Source organism: Mycolicibacter engbaekii (assembly GCF_002101585.1).
Lineage (GTDB): Bacteria > Actinomycetota > Actinomycetes > Mycobacteriales > Mycobacteriaceae > Mycobacterium > Mycobacterium engbaekii.
In genome coordinates this window covers 40,927-59,549 of record NZ_LQOT01000060.1, presented here as the reverse complement: position 1 = coordinate 59,549, position 18,623 = coordinate 40,927, and the positions used below count along the sequence as shown (strand labels likewise).

The window sequence follows — 18,623 nt, the reverse complement described above, 5'->3', positions numbered from 1 at the left end:
GCGTCCGCTCACGGTGTTTGGCGGCTACTGTAGGCGGGCGTGGCACTTCCTAATCTCACCCGCGACCAGGCCGCCGAACGGGCCGCGCTCGTCAGCGCCGTCAACTACCGGATCGCCCTGGACCTGACCGACGGCAGCGGCGCCCCGGGCGAGCGCACCTTCCGCTCCACCACGACCGTCACCTTCGACGCGCTGGCCGGCAGCGACACCGTCATCGACATCGCCGCAGAGACGATCCACAGCGCCACCCTCAACGGCCGCGCCCTCGACGTGTCGGGCTACGACGAGTCGGTCGGCATCGCGCTGGACGGCCTGGCCGAGCACAACACCGTCGAGGTCGACGCGCAGTGCTTCTACTCCAACACCGGGGAAGGCCTGCACCGGTTCGTCGACCCGGTCGACGACGAGGTGTACCTGTACTCGCAGTTCGAAACCGCCGACGCCAAGCGGATGTTCGCCTGCTTCGACCAACCGGACCTCAAGGCCACCTTCGACATCACGGTCACCGCGCCACCGCACTGGCAGGTGGTGTCCAACGGCGCCACGGTCGACGTGCGCGACGGCGTGCACACCTTCGCCACCACCCCGAAGATGAGCACCTACCTGGTGGCCCTGATCGCCGGTCCGTACGCCCGATGGGACGACGTCTACCGCGACGAGCACGGCGAGATTCCGCTGGGCCTGTTCTGCCGGGCCTCGCTGGCCGAACACATGGACGCCGAGCGGCTTTTCACCGAGACCAAACAGGGATTCGGGTTCTACCACAGCAATTTCGGCGTGCCTTACGCGTTCGGCAAGTACGACCAGCTGTTCGTACCGGAGTTCAACGCCGGCGCCATGGAGAACGCCGGCGCGGTGACGTTCCTGGAGGACTACGTCTTTCGCAGCAAAGTGACCCGGGCGTCCTACGAGCGGCGCGCCGAGACCGTGCTGCACGAGATGGCGCACATGTGGTTCGGCGACCTGGTCACCATGCGCTGGTGGGACGACCTGTGGCTCAACGAGTCGTTCGCGACGTTCGCGTCGGTGCTGTGCCAAAGCGAGGCAACCGAATACACCAGCGCCTGGACCACATTCGCGAACGCCGAGAAGTCCTGGGCCTACCGCCAGGATCAGCTGCCGTCGACGCACCCGATCGCCGCGGATATCCCCGACCTGGCCGCGGTGGAGGTCAACTTCGACGGGATCACCTACGCCAAAGGCGCATCGGTGCTCAAGCAGTTGGTGGCCTACGTCGGCCTGGATCACTTTCTGGCCGGCCTGCGCGACTACTTCGCCGCGCACGCGTTCGGCAACGCCACCTTCGACGATCTGCTGGCCGCGCTGGAGAAGGCTTCCGGACGGGACCTGTCCGACTGGGGCCGGCAGTGGCTCAAGACCACCGGCCTGAACACCCTGCGGGCGGACTTCGATGTCGACGCCGAGGGGCGGTTCAGCCGGTTCGCGGTGTCGCAGAGCGGGGCCGCCCCCGGCGCCGGCGAGACCCGGGTGCACCGGCTGGCGATCGGCATCTATGACGATGACCCCGCCGGTTCAGCGAGTCTCGACGGAGGAGAGGGGAAGCTGGGACCGGCGCATGACACAGCCGGCTCGGGCCGGTTGGTGCGCGTACACCGCGAGGAGCTGGACATCGAGGGTCCCAGCACGCCGGTGCCGGGCCTGGTCGGCGTCTCCCGCGGCAAGCTGATCCTGGTCAACGACGACGATCTGACCTATTGCGCGCTGCGGCTGGACCCGCAGTCCCTTGCCGCGGCAACCGAACGTATCGCCGACATCGCCGACCCGCTGCCCCGCACCCTGGTGTGGTCGGCGGCCTGGGAGATGACCCGCGAGGCCGAGATGCGCGCCCGTGACTTTCTGGCGCTGGTGCAACAGGGTATCGGCGCCGAGACCGAAGTCGGTGTGGCGCAACGGCTGCTGTTGCAGGCGCAGACCGCACTGGGGTTCTACGCCGAACCGGCATGGGCCGCCGAGCAGGGCTGGCCGGCGTTCGCCGACCGGCTGCTGGAGCTGGCCCGCGCCGCCGAGCCCGGCTCGGATCATCAGCTGGCCTTCCTCAACGCCCTGTGCACCTCGGTGCTCGCCGAACGGCACACCGCGGTGCTGGCCGCGCTGCTGGACGCCGATCCGGCCGGCCAGGGGCTGGCCGGACTGGCCGTCGACACCGACCTGCGGTGGCGAATCATGGTGGCGCTGGCCCGAAGTGGTGTGGTGGACGCCGCGGAGATCGACGCCGAGATCCAGCGTGACCCCACCGCGGCCGGAAAGCGCCAGGGCGCCCAGGCCTCGGCGGCCCGGCCGCAGGCCGCCGTCAAGGAAGCGGCCTGGCGGCAGGTGATCGAGGACGACACGCTGGCCAACATCACCGGCCGGTCGATCATCGCCGGGATCGTGCAGCCCGGACAGGGTGCGTTGCTGGCGCCGTTCACCGCCCGCTACTTCGAGGCGATCCTGGGCGTGTGGGAGCGCCGATCCAGTGAGGTGGCGCAAACCGTGGTGGTGGGTCTGTACCCGGGCTGGGAGGTCAGTCAGGCCGGCCTGGACGCCGCCGATGCCTTCCTCGCCGACCCACAGGTGCCGCCGGCGCTGCGCCGGTTGGTGCTGGAGGGCCGGGCCGGGGTGGAGCGGTCGCTGCGGGCACGCGCCCTTGATAGCGCCTGATCAGCGGTAGCCGCCGTCGCGCAGGCCGGCCTCTTCCTCGAAACGGTTGACGCCGCCCCGGATTCGCGCCCTGGCCTCCTCGGCGAGGTAGCGCGCGGGCATCCGCAGCGGCCCCAGGTCAGCCCACTGCTGGGCGTGGATCTCCTCGTGATGCAGCAGCGAATCGAGCCCCGGCCCGTGCCGGCCGAGCCGGCCGGATTCGACGATCTCGCGCATCCGGCGGGCCGGGTCACTGACACGCTGGCTGTTGACCAGGAACAGATCGCCCCACATGGTGCCGCCGCGATGGCTCAGCGAGCCGTGAATCCTGCCGCCCACGACCATCAACACCCCGTTCGGGGTGGTGACTACACAACCGCCGCTGTTAGAGATGCTCCACACCGTGGTGTAGCTCCAGCGGTTCGCGCGCTGCCGATCGGCGATCCGTCGCACTTCGGCGGCGCCGTAGGGCGTTTCGGGAAAATCGCTGGGAGCACCGGGCCGGCCGTAGCCGGTGCCCGCGTTGAGAATGTAGTTCAGCAGTACGGCACGGCGCGCGTCATCGCCGCCGGCCGTCGGGGGGATCACGAAATAGCTGCGGCCCGCCGGATCGACGAGGCGTTCCATCGCGTCCAGAGCACGGAAGCTGTCCCGCGTGATGCGCCGCTCGCGGACGATCTCGGCTACCGCCTGCGGGGCCACCCCGCGCCGGTCGATGTTGCCCAGCCAGGCACGGTGCGCCGCCGAAGCGGCCTGCGCAGCGACGGACTCCCCCACGGTAGGGCGATCGGGGACGCGCACGCGGTGTCAGCTCTGCGGGCGCCCAGCGGCTAGGCCGGGGTGACTCCGGCGCTGATCACCTGAACGGCGCTCACCAGACCGTCGATCAGGTGGCCGTCCCGGAATGCCGCAGCCGCCGCCGCCACGCCCTGCGGGGCCGCGGCCGGGGCGATCCGGCCGGCCACACCGGCACCGTAGACCACCTCGATGGCCTTCTGATCCGGCGAGACCGCGATCAGCACCGCGTCGTTGGGAGTGGGCACCTTCGCGAGGATCTCGCGGGCCCGGGCGGCGGTGTCAGCACCCAGATCGCCGATGTAGGTGGCGAACCGGGCACCGGTCCCCCGCGACGCGTAGGTCAGTGCGTCGTCGAGGGCCACCAGCTGCTTGACCGGGAACGGGTAGTGCGTCGACGCCTCGCCGGGCTCGGTGACGCCCGAGACCCGACCGCTGGTGGTGATCACCGAACCGTACGGCAGGTCCGCCGGGTCGATAGTCGTGACTTCACCAGTTGCCACTGGCTCCACCCCCCACGCTGAATTCCGAATTGCCATGGCCATGCCCGCCGCCGACGGCCTCGTCGGTCGCCGCCCACAGGATCGGCGGATGCGTCCACCGATCGCCCATCTGATAGGTGGCCGCGCGCGGCCCCTTCTGCGTCAGGGTCCGAGCGGCAAGCAGTGCGAACAATGCCACCGGGATGCCGATGAAGATGCCGAGGGTTTCCAACACGCTCACGCCGTAGACGGTATCCCACGGCCGATGGTGCGGTGCGAGAACCCGGCCCGATAGGGCCCGCGTGGCTTAGGCGGCGCCCTCGCCCAGATAGCGCATCCACACCGGGTCGAGGTCGTTGATCACCGCCAGCAGCCGCCAATGCTGCCCCTTGGGCGAGGTGGGGACCAGCCGCAGCGTCCAGCCGATCTCGTTGAGCAACCGGTCCGCCTTGCGGTGATTGCACGTCGAGCAGGCGGCCACGCAGTTCTCCCAGGAGTGATCTCCACCACGGCTGCGCGGCACCACGTGGTCGACGGTGTCGGCCTTGCCGCCGCAGTAGGCGCAGCTGTGCTGGTCGCGGTGCATCAGTGCGGCCCGGGTCAGCGGGATCCGGGCCCGGTAGGGCACCCGCACGTAGCTGCGCAGCCGGATCACCGACGGGACCGGCACCGCCCGGGTCGCCGAGTGGATGACCGGGCCGGACGGGTCGTCGTGCACCGCGTCGGCCTTGCCGCAGATCAGCATCACCACGGCGCGCCGCAGCGGCAGCGCCGTCAACGGCTCAAAGGTGGAGTTCAGCAGCAGGACCCGGCGGCGGTTCCAGATCGAGGTGGTCTCGGTGGTCCCGGCGGCGACCGAGTGCAGGCATGGCGCGCTGGCAAGCCCGCTCAGGCTCGCCGGTGGGGCACCGGGGGTGCGGTGGCCCCGACGTTTCATATCCGGTCTTGCAGCCGGTTGAGATGTCGCACCATTGACCTCCGCCGAACAGTTCACCACGATTCGACGCTGGTCGCACGCCTATTTGCTGTGTGTTCACCGGCAGGCGGCGGCGATGCCCCACAATGGTGGGCGATGCAGCCGATAGAAGAACCCTCGTTTTATGACGCAGTCGGCGGCGCGAAGACGTTTCAGGCCATCGTGTCGCGGTTTTACCAACTGGTCGCCCAGGATCCGATCCTGCGCCCGATGTATCCCGCTGACGACATGGCCGGCGCCGAAGAGCGGTTGCGGATGTTCCTCGAGCAGTACTGGGGCGGGCCGCGCACCTACACCGAGCGTCGCGGGCACCCGCGGTTGCGGATGCGCCACATCCCGTACCGGATCGGACCCATGCAGCGCGACGCCTGGCTGCGCTGCATGATGACCGCCGTCGACGAGATCGACAGCGACACCCTCGACGACGCCCACCGCGCCGAACTGCTGCAGTACCTGCACTCGGCCGCCGATTTCATGGTCAACGCACCCATCTGATGAGCGCAGGCGAGGGTTCCGGCCACGCCCCGTGGTGGGCCGACAGCGTGTTCTACCAGGTCTATCCCCGCTCGTTCGCCGACAGCAACGGCGACGGGGTGGGCGACCTCGACGGCATATCCGCGCACCTGGACTACCTGCGCCGGCTCGGCGTCGACGCGCTGTGGCTCAACCCCGTGACGGTGTCGCCGATGGCCGACCACGGCTACGACGTGGCCGATCCCCGCAACATCGATCCCCTCTTCGGCGACCTGGCGGCGCTGGATCGGCTGGTGGCCGCCGCCCATGCTAGCGGCATCAAGGTGACCATGGACCTGGTGCCCAACCACACCAGTTCGGCGCACCCGTGGTTTGTCGAGGCGCTGGCCGCCCAACCGGCCAGCCCTGAGCGGGATCGCTACATCTTCCGTGACGGTCGCGGCCCCGACGGCGAGTTGCCGCCCAACAACTGGGTGTCGGTGTTCGGCGGCCCGGCCTGGACCAGAGTCGCCGGGTCCGACGGCCCCGGCCAGTGGTATCTGCACCTGTTCGACGTCGCACAACCGGATCTCAACTGGGACAACCCGGAGGTTTTCGCCGACTTCGAGGCAACGCTGCGGTTCTGGCTGGACCGCGGCGTGGACGGTTTCCGCATCGATGTCTCGCACGGCATGGCCAAGCCTCCGGGCCTGCCGGACATGCCGGAGGCCGATCTGAAACTGCTGGCCCATCGCGACGACGACCCGCGGTTCAACCGGCCCGGGGTCCACGCCATCCACCGGGCGATCCGGGCGGTCATGGACGACTACCCGGACGCGGTGAGCGTGGGCGAGGTGTGGGTGCACGACAACGCCGCGTTCGCCGAATATCTGCGGCCCGACGAGCTGCACCTGGCCTTCAACTTCCGGCTGCTCCAGGCCGACTTCGACGCCGCGGAGATCCGCAGCGCGATCGACAACTCCCTGGCCGCGGTCGCCTCGGTGGGCGCCGACGCCACCTGGGCGCTGGAGAACCATGACGTCGAAAGGGCGGTCACCCGCTATGGCGGCGGGGCTCTCGGGCTGCAGCGGGCGCACGCCATGGCCCTGGTGCTGCTGGCCCTGCCCGGGGCGGTGTTCGTCTACAACGGCCAGGAGTTGGGTCTGCCGAACGTCGAGCTGCCCGACAGCGCCCTGCAGGACCCGGTCTGGGAACGCTCCGGGCACACCGAACGCGGGCGCGACGGCTGCCGGGTGCCCATGCCCTGGTCGGGTGACGCCCCGCCGTTCGGATTCTCCGACAACCCGCACACCTGGCTGCCGATGCCGCCGGACTGGGCGCAGTGCACGGTCGAACGGCAACGCCACGAAGCCGGATCCACCCTGTCGCTGTACCGGCAGGCGCTGGCTATCCGCCGGCGCCGCGAAGAACTCACCGGACGCCACCTCGACTGGCTCGAAACACCGCCGGGAATGCTGGCCTTCCGGCGCGGCGGCCTGGTGTGTGTGCTCAACGCCGGTGACCGCCCGGTGGATCTGCCGGAGGGCCGGCTGCTGCTGTCCAGCGCCCCGGCGACCGACGGCCGGCTGGTGCCCAACGCCGCCGCGTGGCTGGACTGAGCGGGAAGTCGGGTCAGCGCCGATCGCTTGTGGCGCCGGCGAATTCGGCGACCAGGTCCGCAAGCCGTTCCGGCTGATCGATCATCGAATAGGTGCGCGCGCCCTCGATGAGTTCGAAGCGGGAGTCCGGCAGCACCTCGGCCAGGCGCCTGCCGTCCTCGACGGGAAAGAACAGATCGTCGACGGACCAGGCCACCAGGGCGGGCTTGGTGAAGCCCCAAAGTCGGGCCCCGGCATCTAGGGAGGTCTGCTGGTTCAGGGACTTGGTGAGCTGACGGAGGTCCTCGGCAATTGCCGAATCCCGCAGCGGGGGTTTGACCCACTCTTTCACCAGGTGGTCGATGTCGCGGTGTGCCAGCTTCCCGTAGGCATAGTGACGAAATGCCCGCAGCCGCATCGGTTGCAGCGCAACCCGAAAGGTGACTGCGGTTTTGGCCGCCACGATGTACGGATTGATGATCGGAGGCGGGAAATGCGCGAAGGCATCGCAGCTGGTCAACACCAGGGCGCCCAGTCGGTCCGGGTGGTTGACCGCGACCAACTGGCTGACCAAGCCCCCGGTGTCGTTGCCTACCAGCACCACGTCTTGCAGGCCGAGCGCTTCCATGAATGCATCCACCATCGCGGCGATGCCCGGCAAGGTCCGGTCAGCTCCGGGGCGCAACGCCGTCGGATGGGCGCCCAGCGGCCAGTTCGGGGCGATACAGCGCAGATTGCGCGCCGCCAGCCGATCGCTCACCGGACCCCACATGGAGGCGCCCATCGCGTAGCCGTGGACGAACAGCACCGGGCGGCCGTCGCGCGGGCCCGCGGTGTCGTAGTGGATTGTTCCGGCGTCAATGTCAACGGTGGGCATGGGACGCTCCTACCATAGTTACGTGCAACCTGCCGATAACTTACCGACAGCCTGTACGGAAATCAAGCGTCGGACGCAAGCGGAGCGTTCGGCCGCAACCCGTGCCGCCCTGATGACCGCGGCCCGCAAACTCTGGGGTGCGCGTGGCTACGCGGCCGTCGGGACCCCCGAGATCGCCGAGGCCGCCGGGGTGACCCGCGGCGCGATGTACCACCAATTCCCGGACAAGGCCGCGCTGTTCCTGGCGGTCGTGGAGGCCGTGGAGGCCGACGTCATGGCGCGGCTGGCCGAGGCGGTGGCCGGTTCGGCGGCAACCACCCCCGCCGCAGCGTTACGGTCGGCGGCCGAGAGCTGGCTGGTAGTGGCCGACGACCCGGAGGTGCGCCAGCTGCTCCTGCTCGACGCGCCCACGGTGCTGGGCTGGGACGGCTTTCGTGATGTGGCCCAGCGCTACAGCTTGGGCATGACCGAGCAGCTGCTGAGCGCGGCCATGCAGGCGGGCCAACTACCCCACCAGCCGGTCAGGGTCCTGGCTCACGTACTCATCGGCGCACTCGACGAAGCAGCGATGGTGATCGCCACCGCCGATGACGCCGAGCAGGTACGCGCCGACGTGGGCATCGTCGTGCACCGGCTGCTCGACGCCATGCTCACCGAGGACTGATCCAGCCCCGGCGCACTCAGCGCAGGAACTTCTCCAAGTACGCGCGATGGTCGGCAGACAGCCGCACCAGCTTCTGCTCGTCGATGCTGAACGTGGCCAGCTGCGTCTCGGCGATCACCGCCGGCCGGGAATCCGGGGCGGCGTGCACCGAGCGCACCTCGTAGCCGATGGTGAAGTCCACCGTGCGCAGCCGCGACACCCACATCGTCACCTGCAGCGGCGAGTCCGTGAGCCGCAGTTGCCCCTTGTAGGCGACTTTGACCTCGGCGATCAGCAGACCGATGCTGGTGATGTCGACGGCGAAGGCCGGTGACAGGAAGGGCACCCGCGCCTCTTCGAGCATCGTCACCATCGTCGCGTGGTTGATGTGCTGGTACATGTCGATGTCCGACCAGCGCACCGGAACCGATGCCACAAAACCCGCGGGCTGCCCGGCGGGTTCGCCGGCGGCAGTCACGACACCGCTCCTCGCCCGCTGGCGCGCGTCATGCTGCGGATCTGGCGCGCCGCCACCGACAGTGTCGCCAGATCTCGCTGGTCGGACTCATAGATCTGGGTCAGCGTGCGCTGCGCCCGCTCGACGCGCGAGGCGTTGGTCGATTCCCATTCGGCGATTTTCTGCATCCCGTCCTCATCCGGTTCCCCGACCGCCAGCACGTCCAGGCACAGCGACCGCACCGAATTGTAGATGTCGTCGCGGATGGCCAACCGCGCCAAGGCATGCCAGCGGTCGTTGCGGGGCAATTGGGCGACCGCGGTCAGCAGCCCGTCGGTGCCCAACCGGTCCATCAGCGCAAAGTAGGTGTCCGCCACCTCGTTGGCGTCGCGTTCGGTGATGTCGGCGATGTCGATGACGTCGAGCAGGCTGTAGCGGTACAGGCCCATGGCGACGTCGGTGGCCAACTCACGGGGCACGCCCTGGGCTTCGAACTCGCCGACGTGCTTGGCGACGATGCCGGCATCGTCACCGCGCAACCAGTCCATCATCCGCGGCGACAGTTCGGCGACCTGCCCGGCGAACCGATTGATCTCGGCGCCCACTGCCAGTGGCTGGGGCCGGTAGTTGAGCAGCCAACGGCCCGCCCGGTCGATGAGCCGGCGCAGGTCCAGGGTCATCCGGTCGGTCACCGCCACCGGCAGGCCGTCGCGCTCCCCGGCCGCGCGAATCCGGCGCCACAGCTCTCCCACCCCGAAGATGGCGTCGGTCGCGACGTAGGCACGCACGGCATCGACCGGGTCGACACCCACATCCTCGGTGATCCGGTAGGCGTAGGTGATGCCCGCGGTGTCCACCACATCGTTGACCAGCATGGTGGTGACGATTTCGCGGCGCAGTTGGTGCTGGCGGATCTCGGCGCCGAAGCGCTGCTGCAGGATTCGCGGGAAGTACTGCGGCAGCCGGGCGGCGAACGCGTCCTGTTCGGGCAGATCGGTGGCCAGCACCGCCGCCTTCAGCGTGAGCTTCACGTGCGCCATCAGCGTGGCCAGTTCCGGGGAGGCCAGACCCAGCCCGGCCTCGGCCCGCCGCATGATCTCCTTCTCCGACGGCAGTGCCTCCAGTTCGCGGTGCAGGCCGTGGGCGGCCACCAGATGCCGGATCTGGTCGGCATGCACCGGCAGCAGACTCGCCGCATTGGCGCGGCTGGTGCCCATCAGGTCGTTCTGGGCGGTGTTGTCGGCCAGGACCAGAGCGGTGACCTCATCGGTCATCGACGCGAGCAACTGCGGACGATCCGCGGCGTCGAGCTTGCCGACGGTGACCAGGGCATCGATGAGGATCTTGATGTTGACCTCGTGATCGGAGCAGTCCACTCCGGCGGAGTTGTCCAGCGCGTCGGTGTTGATCCGGCCGCCGGCCAGGTCGAACTCCACCCGGCCCAGCGGGGTGACGCCGAGGTTTCCGCCCTCACCGATCACCTTGGCGCGCACCTGGTTTCCGTTGACCCGCACCTGGTCGTTGGCGCGGTCACCCACGTCTGCGTCGGACTCGGACTCGGCTTTGACATAGGTGCCGATCCCGCCGTTGAACAGCAGGTCCACCGGTGCCCGCAGGATCGCCCGGATCAGCGCGGGCGGGGTCAGCTCGGTGACGTTCGCGTCGAGACCCAGCACCGCGGCCACCTGCGGGCTGACCGGCACCGACTTGCGGTCGCGCGCATACACACCGCCGCCGTCGCTGATCAGGGACTTGTCGTAGTCGTCCCAACTGGACCGGGGCAGGTCGAACATCCGCTGCCGCTCGGCGAAGGAGCGGGCCGGATCGGGGTCGGGGTCGAGGAAGATGTGCCGGTGGTCGAAGGCGGCGACCAGCCGAATGTGTCGGCTGCGCAGCATCCCGTTGCCGAACACGTCGCCGCTCATGTCCCCGACGCCGACGACGGTGAAGTCCTGGGTCTGGGTGTCGATGCCCATCTCGCGGAAATGCCGCTTGACCGATTCCCAGGCGCCCTTGGCGGTGATCCCCATCTCCTTGTGGTCGTATCCGACCGACCCGCCGGACGCGAACGCGTCGCCCAGCCAGTAGCCGTAGGACTCGGCGACCCCGTTGGCGATGTCGGAGAAGCTCGCGGTGCCCTTGTCGGCGGCGACCACCAGGTAGGCGTCGTCGCCGTCGCGGCGCACCACCTGCGGCGGCGCGCTGATGGTCCCGGTGGCGTGATCGACGTTGTCGGTGACGTCGAGCAGGCCGGAGATGAACAGGGTGTAGCAGGCGATCCCTTCCTGGCGGGCTGCCTCGCGGTCGGCGACCGGGTCGCCGGTGGGCGTCGGCGGGCTTTTGACCACGAATCCGCCCTTGGCCCCGGTGGGGACGATGACGGCGTTCTTCACCTCCTGGGCTTTGACCAGCCCGAGGACCTCGGTGCGGTAGTCCTCACGGCGGTCCGACCAGCGCAGCCCCCCGCGCGAGACGAAGCCGAATCGCAGGTGCACACCCTCGACGCGCGGCGAGTAGACGAAGATCTCGAATTTGGGGCGCGGCAGCGGCAACTCATCGATCAGGCGGGCATCGAGCTTGAGCGCCAGCACATTGCGCGCCCGTGCCGACTCGGTGCGGGTGACGAAGTAATTGGTGCGCAGGGTGGCCTGAATCAGGGAGGCGAAGGCGCGCAGCACCCGGTCGGTGTCCAGGCTGACCACCGCGTCGATTCCGGCGGCGACCTCGGCGGCCGCGGCTTGCGCGTCGGTGTTGCGCTGCACGCGGGACGGGTCGAACAGGGCCTCGAACAGTGCCACCAGGGCCCGCGCGATGCCGGGGTAGTCGTTGAGCACCGCGGCGATGTGGCTCTCGCTGTAGGGGAATCGGGCCTGACGCAGATATTTGGCGTAGCCGCGCAGCACCACGACCTGCTGCCAGGTCAGCCCGGCGCGCAGCACCAATTCGTTGAATCGGTCGGCTTCGACCCGGCCCTCCCAGATGGCGGTGACCGCCTCGGCGAACCGCTGCTCGGCGTCGACGCGCGCGGGGCCGGTCGCCGGGATGTCGATGGTGGGGTGCGCCGACACCCTGAATCGGTAGATCCACACCGTCAGGCCGTCGGTGCGGGTGACGGTGAACGGCCGCTCCTCGAGCACCGCCACCCCCATGCACTGCAGCATCGGCAGCAGACGACTCAGCGATGCCCCGTGCCCGCCGAGAAACCAGGCCAACTGCGCTCCGTCGGCCTCGCCGTAGCCGGAGAACACCAACGTGACCGAGCCATCGGTCAGCCGCTCGACGATTGGGATGTCGCCGACTGCCTCGGCCGGGGTGACGGCCTGCTTGTAGCTCTCGTCGAAGGCGGCGGCATAGTGTTCGGCCAGTTCGGCGTCGATGGAGTCCTGCGCCGCCGCCTCGAGCAGCCGGTCACCCCAGGTGCGCGTGGCCTCAGCCAGCAGCCCCTGGATCCGCAGCCGGGTGGCCTCGCCGCAGTCGACCGCGCGGGCGTCGGGTTCATCCGACATCCGGACCATGAAATGCAGTAACGCCCAAGGCGCTTCGCTGACGCGGGCGCTGTATTCCAGCCCTACCCCACCCAACTCGTGGAGCAGGATGTTCTCCATGTGCACCCGCACCGGCGTGGTGTAGCGGTCGCGGGGCAGATACACCAGGCAGGACACGAAGCGCCCGGTTCGGTCGCCGCGGAGGAACAGCAGGGTGCCGCGCCGCGAACCAAGGTCGGACACCGCCATCGCCATGGCCAGCAACTGCTCGGCGTCGATCGCGAAAAGCTCTGAACGGGGGATGGTCTGGATGATGTCCAGCAGCAGCTGCCCCGGATGGCCGGGCTCCTTGTCCGCCAGCGCCAGGGCCTCGCGGACGGTGCGGGAGATGACGGGGATCTCGAAGACATCGGCGTTCATGGCCCCGGCGGTGAACAACCCGACGAAGCGGTGCGCGACGACGCTGTCACCGGTGTCCTGACGAATCACCACCACATAGGTACGCGAACTGAACCGCATGAAGCTGGGCACGGTCGCCTGCGCCAGAGTCAGCAACTTGTCGCCGGTAAGCCTGGGCCGCAACGACTTACGAAGGCGCAGCACCCCCAGCCGGGCGTCGTCGTCGACCAGCACCTGCCCGTCGCGCACCACGCCTTTCTGGTAGCCGAGCAGCACGAAGTGCCCATCGGCCAGCCAGTGCAGCAAAGCGGCGACGTCGTGGCGATCCGGCGCGCGGTAGCGCCCGTGGGGGTCAGCCTCGACCTCGGCGGCCAGCTCGGTCAGCGCGCTGCGCATCGCGTGGGAATCGACGGCTACCTGCCGCACGTCGGCCATCACGTCCGGCAGCAGCCGTTCGATCTCGGCGAGGGTGTGCCGGTTGACCGTCGGTGACAGCTGGACATGGATCCACGCCTCGGCACCCGCCGCGCCGTCCGTCTCGGCCGGGGAGACGCTGAGCAGCTCCCCTGCCGCGTCGCGCTGCACGGCGAACACCGGCGTCATGATGCCCACGAAGGCCACCCCGAGGCGGTGCAGCAGCACCGCCAGCGAGTCCATCAGCATGCCGGCGTGCTCGGTGACCACCTGCAGCGCCGGCCCGAATGCCCACCTGTCGTCGGCGGGGTACACCGCAACCCGGGTCTGCCCGGCGAGCCGGTGCGACGCCAGCCGGGCCTGCGCGGCCGCCAGGGCCGGGGTCACCACGGCGGTGGCGGCGGCCCGGCCGGCCGGATCGGTACCGATGAGTTCGTCACCGACCAGCGAGTCGCTGTGCGACCCGCGGTAGGCCTCGACGTAGGCAGCCGTTACCCAGGCGGGAATGCCTTGCGGTTCAGAGGGATCGGGAAATATTGTCCACGCGGTCGATTCCTTGGTGGACCTTGTCATCCCCACCCCTCCTGACCCGTGTCAGTGCCGGCAGCGCCGCTACCGGACCAACCTTAGTCGCGGGTGAGTCTGCGGTGGGTCACTCGATGCGGACGCGCCGCTTCGGCCCCGAGCCGTTCCACCTTGTTCTCCTCGTAGGCGCCGAAGTTTCCTTCGAACCAGAACCACTTGGCCTCGTTGTTGTCGTCACCCTCCCACGCCAGGATGTGCGTGCAGGTGCGGTCGAGGAACCAGCGGTCGTGGCTGATGACCACCGCGCACCCGGGGAACTGCTCGAGGGCGTTCTCCAGCGAACCGAGCGTTTCGACGTCGAGGTCGTTGGTCGGCTCGTCCAGCAGGATCAGGTTGCCGCCCTGCTTGAGCGTCAACGCCAGGTTCAGCCGGTTGCGCTCACCACCGGAGAGCACACCGGCAGGCTTCTGCTGGTCGGGGCCCTTGAAGCCGAACGCCGAGACGTACGCCCGCGACGGGATCTCGTTCTGGCCGACCTCGATGTAGTCCAGACCGTCGGAGACCACTTCCCAGACCGTCTTCTTCGGGTCGATACCCGCGCGATTCTGGTCGACGTAGCTCAGCTTGACCGTCTCGCCGACCTTGACCGTGCCGCTGTCGGGCTCTTCGAGACCGACGATGGTCTTGAACAGGGTCGTCTTGCCGACGCCGTTGGGGCCGATCACACCGACGATGCCGTTGCGCGGCAGTGTGAACGACAGGTCCTTGATCAGCAGGCGGCCGCCGAAGCCCTTGTCGAGGTGTTCGACCTCGACCACCTGGTTGCCCAGGCGCGGGCCGACCGGGATCTGGATCTCCTCGAAGTCGAGCTTGCGGGTCTTCTCCGCCTCGGCAGCCATCTCCTCGTAGCGCTGCAGCCGGGCCTTGTTCTTGGCCTGGCGGGCCTTGGCGCCCGAGCGCACCCAGGCGAGTTCGTCCTTGAGCCGCTTCTGCAGCTTCTGGTCTTTCTTGCCCTGCACCTCGAGGCGCTCGGCCTTCTTCTCCAGGTAGGTGGAGTAGTTGCCCTCGTAGGGGTAGGCCCGGCCGCGGTCGAGCTCCAGAATCCACTCCGCCACGTTGTCGAGGAAGTACCGGTCGTGGGTGACCGCGAGGATCGCGCCCGGGTAGGAGGCCAGGTGCTGCTCCAGCCACAGCACGCTCTCGGCGTCGAGGTGGTTGGTCGGCTCGTCGAGCAGCAGCAGATCGGGCTTGCTCAACAGCAGCTTGCACAGCGCCACCCGCCGCCGCTCGCCCCCCGAGAGGTGGGTCACCGGCTCGTCGGGCGGCGGGCAGCGCAGAGCGTCCATCGCCTGTTCGAGCTGCGAGTCGATGTCCCAGGCGTCGGCGGCGTCAAGCTCCTCCTGGAGCTTGCCCATCTCCTCCATCAGCTCATCGGTGTAGTCGGTGGCCATCAGCTCGGCGACCTCGTTGTACCGGTTGAGCTTGGCCTTGATCGGCACGCCCTCTTCGACGTTCTCCCGGACCGTCTTGGTCTCGTCCAGGGGCGGCTCCTGCAACAGGATGCCGACGGTGGCGCCGGGCGCCAGGAAGGCGTCGCCGTTGTTGGCCTTGTCCAGGCCGGCCATGATCCGCAGGACGCTGGACTTGCCGGCACCGTTGGGGCCGACCACACCGATCTTGGCGCCGGGCAGGAAATTCAGCGTGACATCGTCGAGGATGACTTTGTCGCCGTGTGCTTTGCGCACCTTCTTCATCGTGTAGATGAACTCAGCCATGCCGGGGTGTCGCCTCCTGGTCTCGCGAAATTGCTCGCTGACCATCCTAGGGGGTCACCCGGCACCGCTGTCGGCTGCGCTCACGGCGCCAGGGCCATGCCCGCCATCTCGGCTCCGGCATCGGCGTCGGTGTCGGTGTGCGCGCTGTCCGGGCCATCGGCGTGCTCACCGCGTGCGGCGACCAGCGGACTGTCCGGTCCGGCGGCGATGATCTTCTCCACGCGGGCCGCGCACCGCGCCAGGTCGGGGCCCACCGCCGTGGCACGCAGCTCGACCGAGGACCGGCGGACTCCGTCCTTGTCCTCGTATTCGCTGGTGAAGACGTGCCCGACCACGATCACCGGCAATCCCTTGCTCAACGACGCACCCACTCCGGTGACCAGCCGGTCCCAGCAGTTGACGGTGATGAACAGCGTGTTGCCGGTCTCCCAGCTTCCGTCGGCGCCGCGCCGGCGCGAGTTGCTGGCGACCCGGAATTTGATCAGCTCGTGCTCACCCACCCGGCGGCGGATGGGGTCGGTGACGATGTTGCCGATCACGGTCAGCGTTGTCTCGAACATGGGTGCTTCCTTCCTGGTTGCGGCGAACCCGAGGAGCCCGCCGGTGCTGCACCCATTGGGCCGGTCGGGGCCGACAACGAGCCCCGCCGGGGATCACCCGCACCGGTCATCTGTGGAAGAACGGCGAACTGGGGATAGCGCCGCGCACCGGCTAGGTGCGCGGCCGCCCGACGATCACCGGCGCTCCCCAGTTGGAGAACCCCAGCTGCACAGCGGCGTCGTCCCCCGAGGCCAACTCGAGTGCGACCAGGTGATGCGCGTCGGTCTCCTGGATCCAGGCCGTGCACGCGGTCCGCTTGGTGGCCTGCAGCTGGGGCACGATCTTCTTCGCCGCGTCGGCCGAGACCTCGCCGGTGATCCGGACCGTGGGCACGTCACCGACCATCTCGCGCTGCACCACTTCGGGGTCCACGAAGCCGGTAAGCAGGTCCGCCAGGCCGGTGTCCGGGCTCAGGATGCGCGCCGGATCATAGAAGTTGGCGGCCGGCCCGTAATCGACCCACCGGCCCGGCTCCTGCGACACGTAGAGGCGGCCGCCGAACACCACGACGGCGACATAGGCCGCCGCGCCCCGGTAGCCGATCTTGGCGTAGCCCCGGGCCGCCGGGGCCGGTTGCTCGGTCACGTCCGCATCGAGCGCCGTGACGCCCATGTCGTCGATCTCACCGATCACCGACAACGACAGGTGCACACTGCCCGATTGCGCGGTGGCGACGCCGGACTCCTGGAGGATCGCCGCAGCATCGGGCAGCGGCTCGCTGAATTTCTTCGTCGGGCGCGGCGCGGCGCTGGCCCAGGACCCCGGCGGTGCGGCGGGCGCCGCCGGCGCGACCGCTGACGACGAGGCCGCCGGACCGCTTTCCGGCGGCGTCACCGCGCATCCGGCCGTCAGGGCCGCGACAGCGGTGGCCACGGTCAGCACGCCCGGCAGCCTGCGCATATTCGCCATGGTAAAGGCCACCCGGCCGGCCGGGCAGGAGTTGCCGTGGCGGGGCAGGGTAGTTGGTATACGTTGCTTGCGGTGGGTACCAAGGGCCGAACCGGCAGCGGTGAACACACGGGCCGCGGCACCTGGGCGCGCGACGATATCCGGGTCGCGGACCCGGTAGCCATGCGGCGCTCGATCGCGGGCACCGCCATCGGCAACTTCATGGAGTGGTACGACTTCGGCATCTACGGCTTTTCGGCCACCACCATCGCCCAGGTCTTCTACCCCAGCGACAGCTCCAGCGCGGCCGGTCTGATCGCCACGTTCGGGACCCTGGCGGCGGCCTTCGCGGTGCGACCGTTCGGCGGCATCATCTTCGGCGCACTGGGTGACCGGATCGGCCGCAAACGCGTGTTGATCATGACCGTCACACTGATGGCGGTCGGCACGACGGTGACGGGCCTGCTGCCGCCCTTCGAGGAGATCGGGATCTGGGCTCCGGTCCTGCTCCTGGTCACCCGCATCATGCAGGGGTTCTCCACCGGCGGCGAGTATGTGGGCGCCATGACCCACATCAGCGAACACGCCCCGGATCGCGATCGCGGTGCGCTGACCGGATTCCTGCCGTTGGGCACCCTGGGCGGCTACGTGATGGGCGCGGCGGTGGTGGCCGTCCTCAAGGCGCAGCTGCCGGTGGCCGAGATGCTGCGGTGGGGCTGGCGGGTGCCCTTCCTGCTGGGTGTCCCGCTGGCCGTCGTCGCGCTGTACATGCGCTTGCGCATCGACGAGTCACCGGTCTACGAACGACTGCACGCCGACGCAGGCACCGAACCCGGCAACGCGCCGGCCTGGCGGACGGTGCTCGGGCTGCGCAGAAGCCTGCTGATCTGCATGGGCCTGGTGCTGGCCGAGAACGTCACCAACTATCTGCTCACCGGTTACCTGCCGACGTACTTCAAGCAGGTCGGCCGGATCAGCGGCAGCCGCGGGCTGGGGATGATCGTGGTGACGCTGGTGCTGATGCTGGTCACGGTGGTGCCGCTGGCCAGGCTGTCCGACCGGATCGGCCGCAAGCCGATCCTGTGGACCGGCAGCGCTGTGCTGATCTTCGGCTCCGTTCCGGCATTCTTGTTGATCGGCCAGGGCGGCAGCTATCCACTGCGTCTGCTCGGTGTGCTGCTCATCGGGCTGGGGCTGCTGTGCTTCTACAGCACCACACCGTCGACCCTGCCCGCGCTGTTCCCCTCCCCCGTGCGCTACTTCGCGGTGGCGATCGGTTTCAACATTTCGGTGTCGCTGTTCGGCGGCACCACGCCGTTAATCGCCGAGACGCTGGTGGCGGGGACCGGCAATGTGCTGATGCCGGCCTATCTGTTGATGGGCGCCGGCGTCGTGGGAGCGATCACGGTGTGGTTCACCCCGGAGGTCGCCGGTAAACGACTCCCGGGATCGGGACCGTCGGTAGCCACCGAGCACGAAGCTGAGGCGATCGCCGAAGCGGGCCTGCGCGAGTAGCGCGCTGACGCGTCGCCGCCGATGCTGCCGTAAGCACTGTTAACATTGCTTGCCACGTCGCCCGGTGGCGACAACTTCCTGCGCCGACTCACCGACGCCGG

15 protein-coding genes are annotated in these 18,623 nt (G+C 69.0%); 5 read left to right on the top strand and 10 right to left on the bottom strand.

The window, feature by feature from the left end:
• The first annotated feature begins 39 nt into the window (after positions 1 to 39).
• Complete coding sequence (gene pepN / locus AWC02_RS15720) at positions 40 to 2,661, top strand: aminopeptidase N (protein WP_085129665.1); 2,622 nt, start codon at positions 40 to 42, stop codon at positions 2,659 to 2,661.
• Here pepN and AWC02_RS15715 read toward each other — a convergent pair whose 3' ends face one another.
• The 4 genes from AWC02_RS15715 to AWC02_RS15700 all read right to left on the bottom strand — a co-directional run bounded on the left by AWC02_RS15715 (position 2,662) and on the right by AWC02_RS15700 (position 4,854).
• Positions 2,662 to 3,441, bottom strand: coding sequence for a hypothetical protein (locus AWC02_RS15715; protein WP_237160498.1), 780 nt, complete (start codon positions 3,439 to 3,441; stop codon positions 2,662 to 2,664).
• A gap of 29 nt (positions 3,442 to 3,470) precedes the next feature.
• Positions 3,471 to 3,938: a DUF5130 family protein gene (locus AWC02_RS15710; RefSeq protein ID WP_085129664.1), complete on the bottom strand. Its 468-nt coding sequence runs from the start codon at positions 3,936 to 3,938 to the stop codon at positions 3,471 to 3,473.
• The gene (ctaJ, locus tag AWC02_RS15705; RefSeq protein ID WP_419179281.1) at positions 3,925 to 4,149 is read right to left on the bottom strand and encodes an aa3-type cytochrome oxidase subunit CtaJ; all 225 of its coding nucleotides are present in this window, start codon (positions 4,147 to 4,149) and stop codon (positions 3,925 to 3,927) included. The genes AWC02_RS15710 and ctaJ overlap by 14 nt, the downstream gene beginning before the upstream one ends.
• A 75-nt stretch (positions 4,150 to 4,224) precedes the next feature.
• Positions 4,225 to 4,854 carry an HNH endonuclease gene (locus AWC02_RS15700; protein WP_085129662.1) on the bottom strand — a complete coding sequence of 210 codons (630 nt, stop codon included), beginning with the start codon at positions 4,852 to 4,854 and terminating at the stop codon, positions 4,225 to 4,227.
• Positions 4,855 to 4,989: 135 nt separating this feature from the next.
• On the opposite strand from AWC02_RS15700, the gene AWC02_RS15695 reads away from it, so the two are divergent.
• A complete protein-coding gene (locus AWC02_RS15695) occupies positions 4,990 to 5,388 on the top strand; it encodes a globin (RefSeq protein WP_085129661.1) in 399 nt (132 codons plus the stop codon).
• Positions 5,388 to 6,965 (top strand): glycoside hydrolase family 13 protein, encoded by a 1,578-nt coding sequence (locus AWC02_RS15690; protein ID WP_085129660.1) that lies wholly within the window; start codon positions 5,388 to 5,390, stop codon positions 6,963 to 6,965. Before AWC02_RS15695 ends, AWC02_RS15690 begins: the two co-directional genes overlap by 1 nt.
• Before the next feature lie 13 nt (positions 6,966 to 6,978).
• Here the strand turns inward: AWC02_RS15690 and AWC02_RS15685 are convergent, their stop codons facing one another.
• Positions 6,979 to 7,821 carry an alpha/beta fold hydrolase gene (locus AWC02_RS15685; protein WP_085129659.1) on the bottom strand — a complete coding sequence of 281 codons (843 nt, stop codon included), beginning with the start codon at positions 7,819 to 7,821 and terminating at the stop codon, positions 6,979 to 6,981.
• Here AWC02_RS15685 and AWC02_RS15680 point away from each other — a divergent pair.
• Positions 7,820 to 8,485: a TetR/AcrR family transcriptional regulator gene (locus AWC02_RS15680; RefSeq protein WP_085129757.1), complete on the top strand. Its 666-nt coding sequence runs from the start codon at positions 7,820 to 7,822 to the stop codon at positions 8,483 to 8,485. The two genes, AWC02_RS15685 and AWC02_RS15680, sit on opposite strands and share 2 nt — an antisense overlap.
• Before the next feature lie 16 nt (positions 8,486 to 8,501).
• Here AWC02_RS15680 and AWC02_RS15675 read toward each other — a convergent pair whose 3' ends face one another.
• The 5 genes from AWC02_RS15675 to AWC02_RS15655 all read right to left on the bottom strand — a co-directional run bounded on the left by AWC02_RS15675 (position 8,502) and on the right by AWC02_RS15655 (position 17,019).
• Complete coding sequence (locus tag AWC02_RS15675; protein WP_085129658.1) at positions 8,502 to 8,942, bottom strand: acyl-CoA thioesterase; 441 nt, start codon at positions 8,940 to 8,942, stop codon at positions 8,502 to 8,504.
• Positions 8,939 to 13,792: an NAD-glutamate dehydrogenase gene (locus AWC02_RS15670; RefSeq protein WP_085129657.1), complete on the bottom strand. Its 4,854-nt coding sequence runs from the start codon at positions 13,790 to 13,792 to the stop codon at positions 8,939 to 8,941. The genes AWC02_RS15675 and AWC02_RS15670 overlap by 4 nt, the downstream gene beginning before the upstream one ends.
• A 53-nt stretch (positions 13,793 to 13,845) precedes the next feature.
• Positions 13,846 to 15,519, bottom strand: a complete 1,674-nt coding sequence (ettA, locus tag AWC02_RS15665) for an energy-dependent translational throttle protein EttA (protein WP_046315073.1) — start codon at positions 15,517 to 15,519, stop codon at positions 13,846 to 13,848.
• A gap of 80 nt (positions 15,520 to 15,599) precedes the next feature.
• Positions 15,600 to 16,079 (bottom strand): single-stranded DNA-binding protein, encoded by a 480-nt coding sequence (locus AWC02_RS15660; RefSeq protein ID WP_085129656.1) that lies wholly within the window; start codon positions 16,077 to 16,079, stop codon positions 15,600 to 15,602.
• A 151-nt stretch (positions 16,080 to 16,230) separates the two neighbouring features.
• Entirely contained in the window at positions 16,231 to 17,019 is a 789-nt protein-coding gene (locus tag AWC02_RS15655) for an LppX_LprAFG lipoprotein (RefSeq protein ID WP_085129655.1), read from the bottom strand.
• 171 nt (positions 17,020 to 17,190) lie between these two features.
• On the opposite strand from AWC02_RS15655, the gene AWC02_RS15650 reads away from it, so the two are divergent.
• Complete coding sequence (locus tag AWC02_RS15650; protein ID WP_085129756.1) at positions 17,191 to 18,522, top strand: MFS transporter; 1,332 nt, start codon at positions 17,191 to 17,193, stop codon at positions 18,520 to 18,522.
• Positions 18,523 to 18,623: the final 101 nt, after the last annotated feature.

Coding starts and splice junctions, on each gene's coding strand:
- AWC02_RS15690 (WP_085129660.1), top strand. CDS start 5,388: ATGAGCGCAGGCGAGGGTTCCGGCCACGCCCCGTGGTGGGCCGACAGC.
- AWC02_RS15655 (WP_085129655.1), bottom strand. CDS start 17,019: ATGCGCAGGCTGCCGGGCGTGCTGACCGTGGCCACCGCTGTCGCGGCC.
- ettA (WP_046315073.1), bottom strand. CDS start 15,519: ATGGCTGAGTTCATCTACACGATGAAGAAGGTGCGCAAAGCACACGGC.
- AWC02_RS15700 (WP_085129662.1), bottom strand. CDS start 4,854: ATGAAACGTCGGGGCCACCGCACCCCCGGTGCCCCACCGGCGAGCCTG.
- AWC02_RS15670 (WP_085129657.1), bottom strand. CDS start 13,792: ATGACAAGGTCCACCAAGGAATCGACCGCGTGGACAATATTTCCCGAT.
- AWC02_RS15680 (WP_085129757.1), top strand. CDS start 7,820: ATGGGACGCTCCTACCATAGTTACGTGCAACCTGCCGATAACTTACCG.
- AWC02_RS15685 (WP_085129659.1), bottom strand. CDS start 7,821: ATGCCCACCGTTGACATTGACGCCGGAACAATCCACTACGACACCGCG.
- AWC02_RS15695 (WP_085129661.1), top strand. CDS start 4,990: ATGCAGCCGATAGAAGAACCCTCGTTTTATGACGCAGTCGGCGGCGCG.
- AWC02_RS15650 (WP_085129756.1), top strand. CDS start 17,191: ATGCGGCGCTCGATCGCGGGCACCGCCATCGGCAACTTCATGGAGTGG.
- AWC02_RS15660 (WP_085129656.1), bottom strand. CDS start 16,079: ATGTTCGAGACAACGCTGACCGTGATCGGCAACATCGTCACCGACCCC.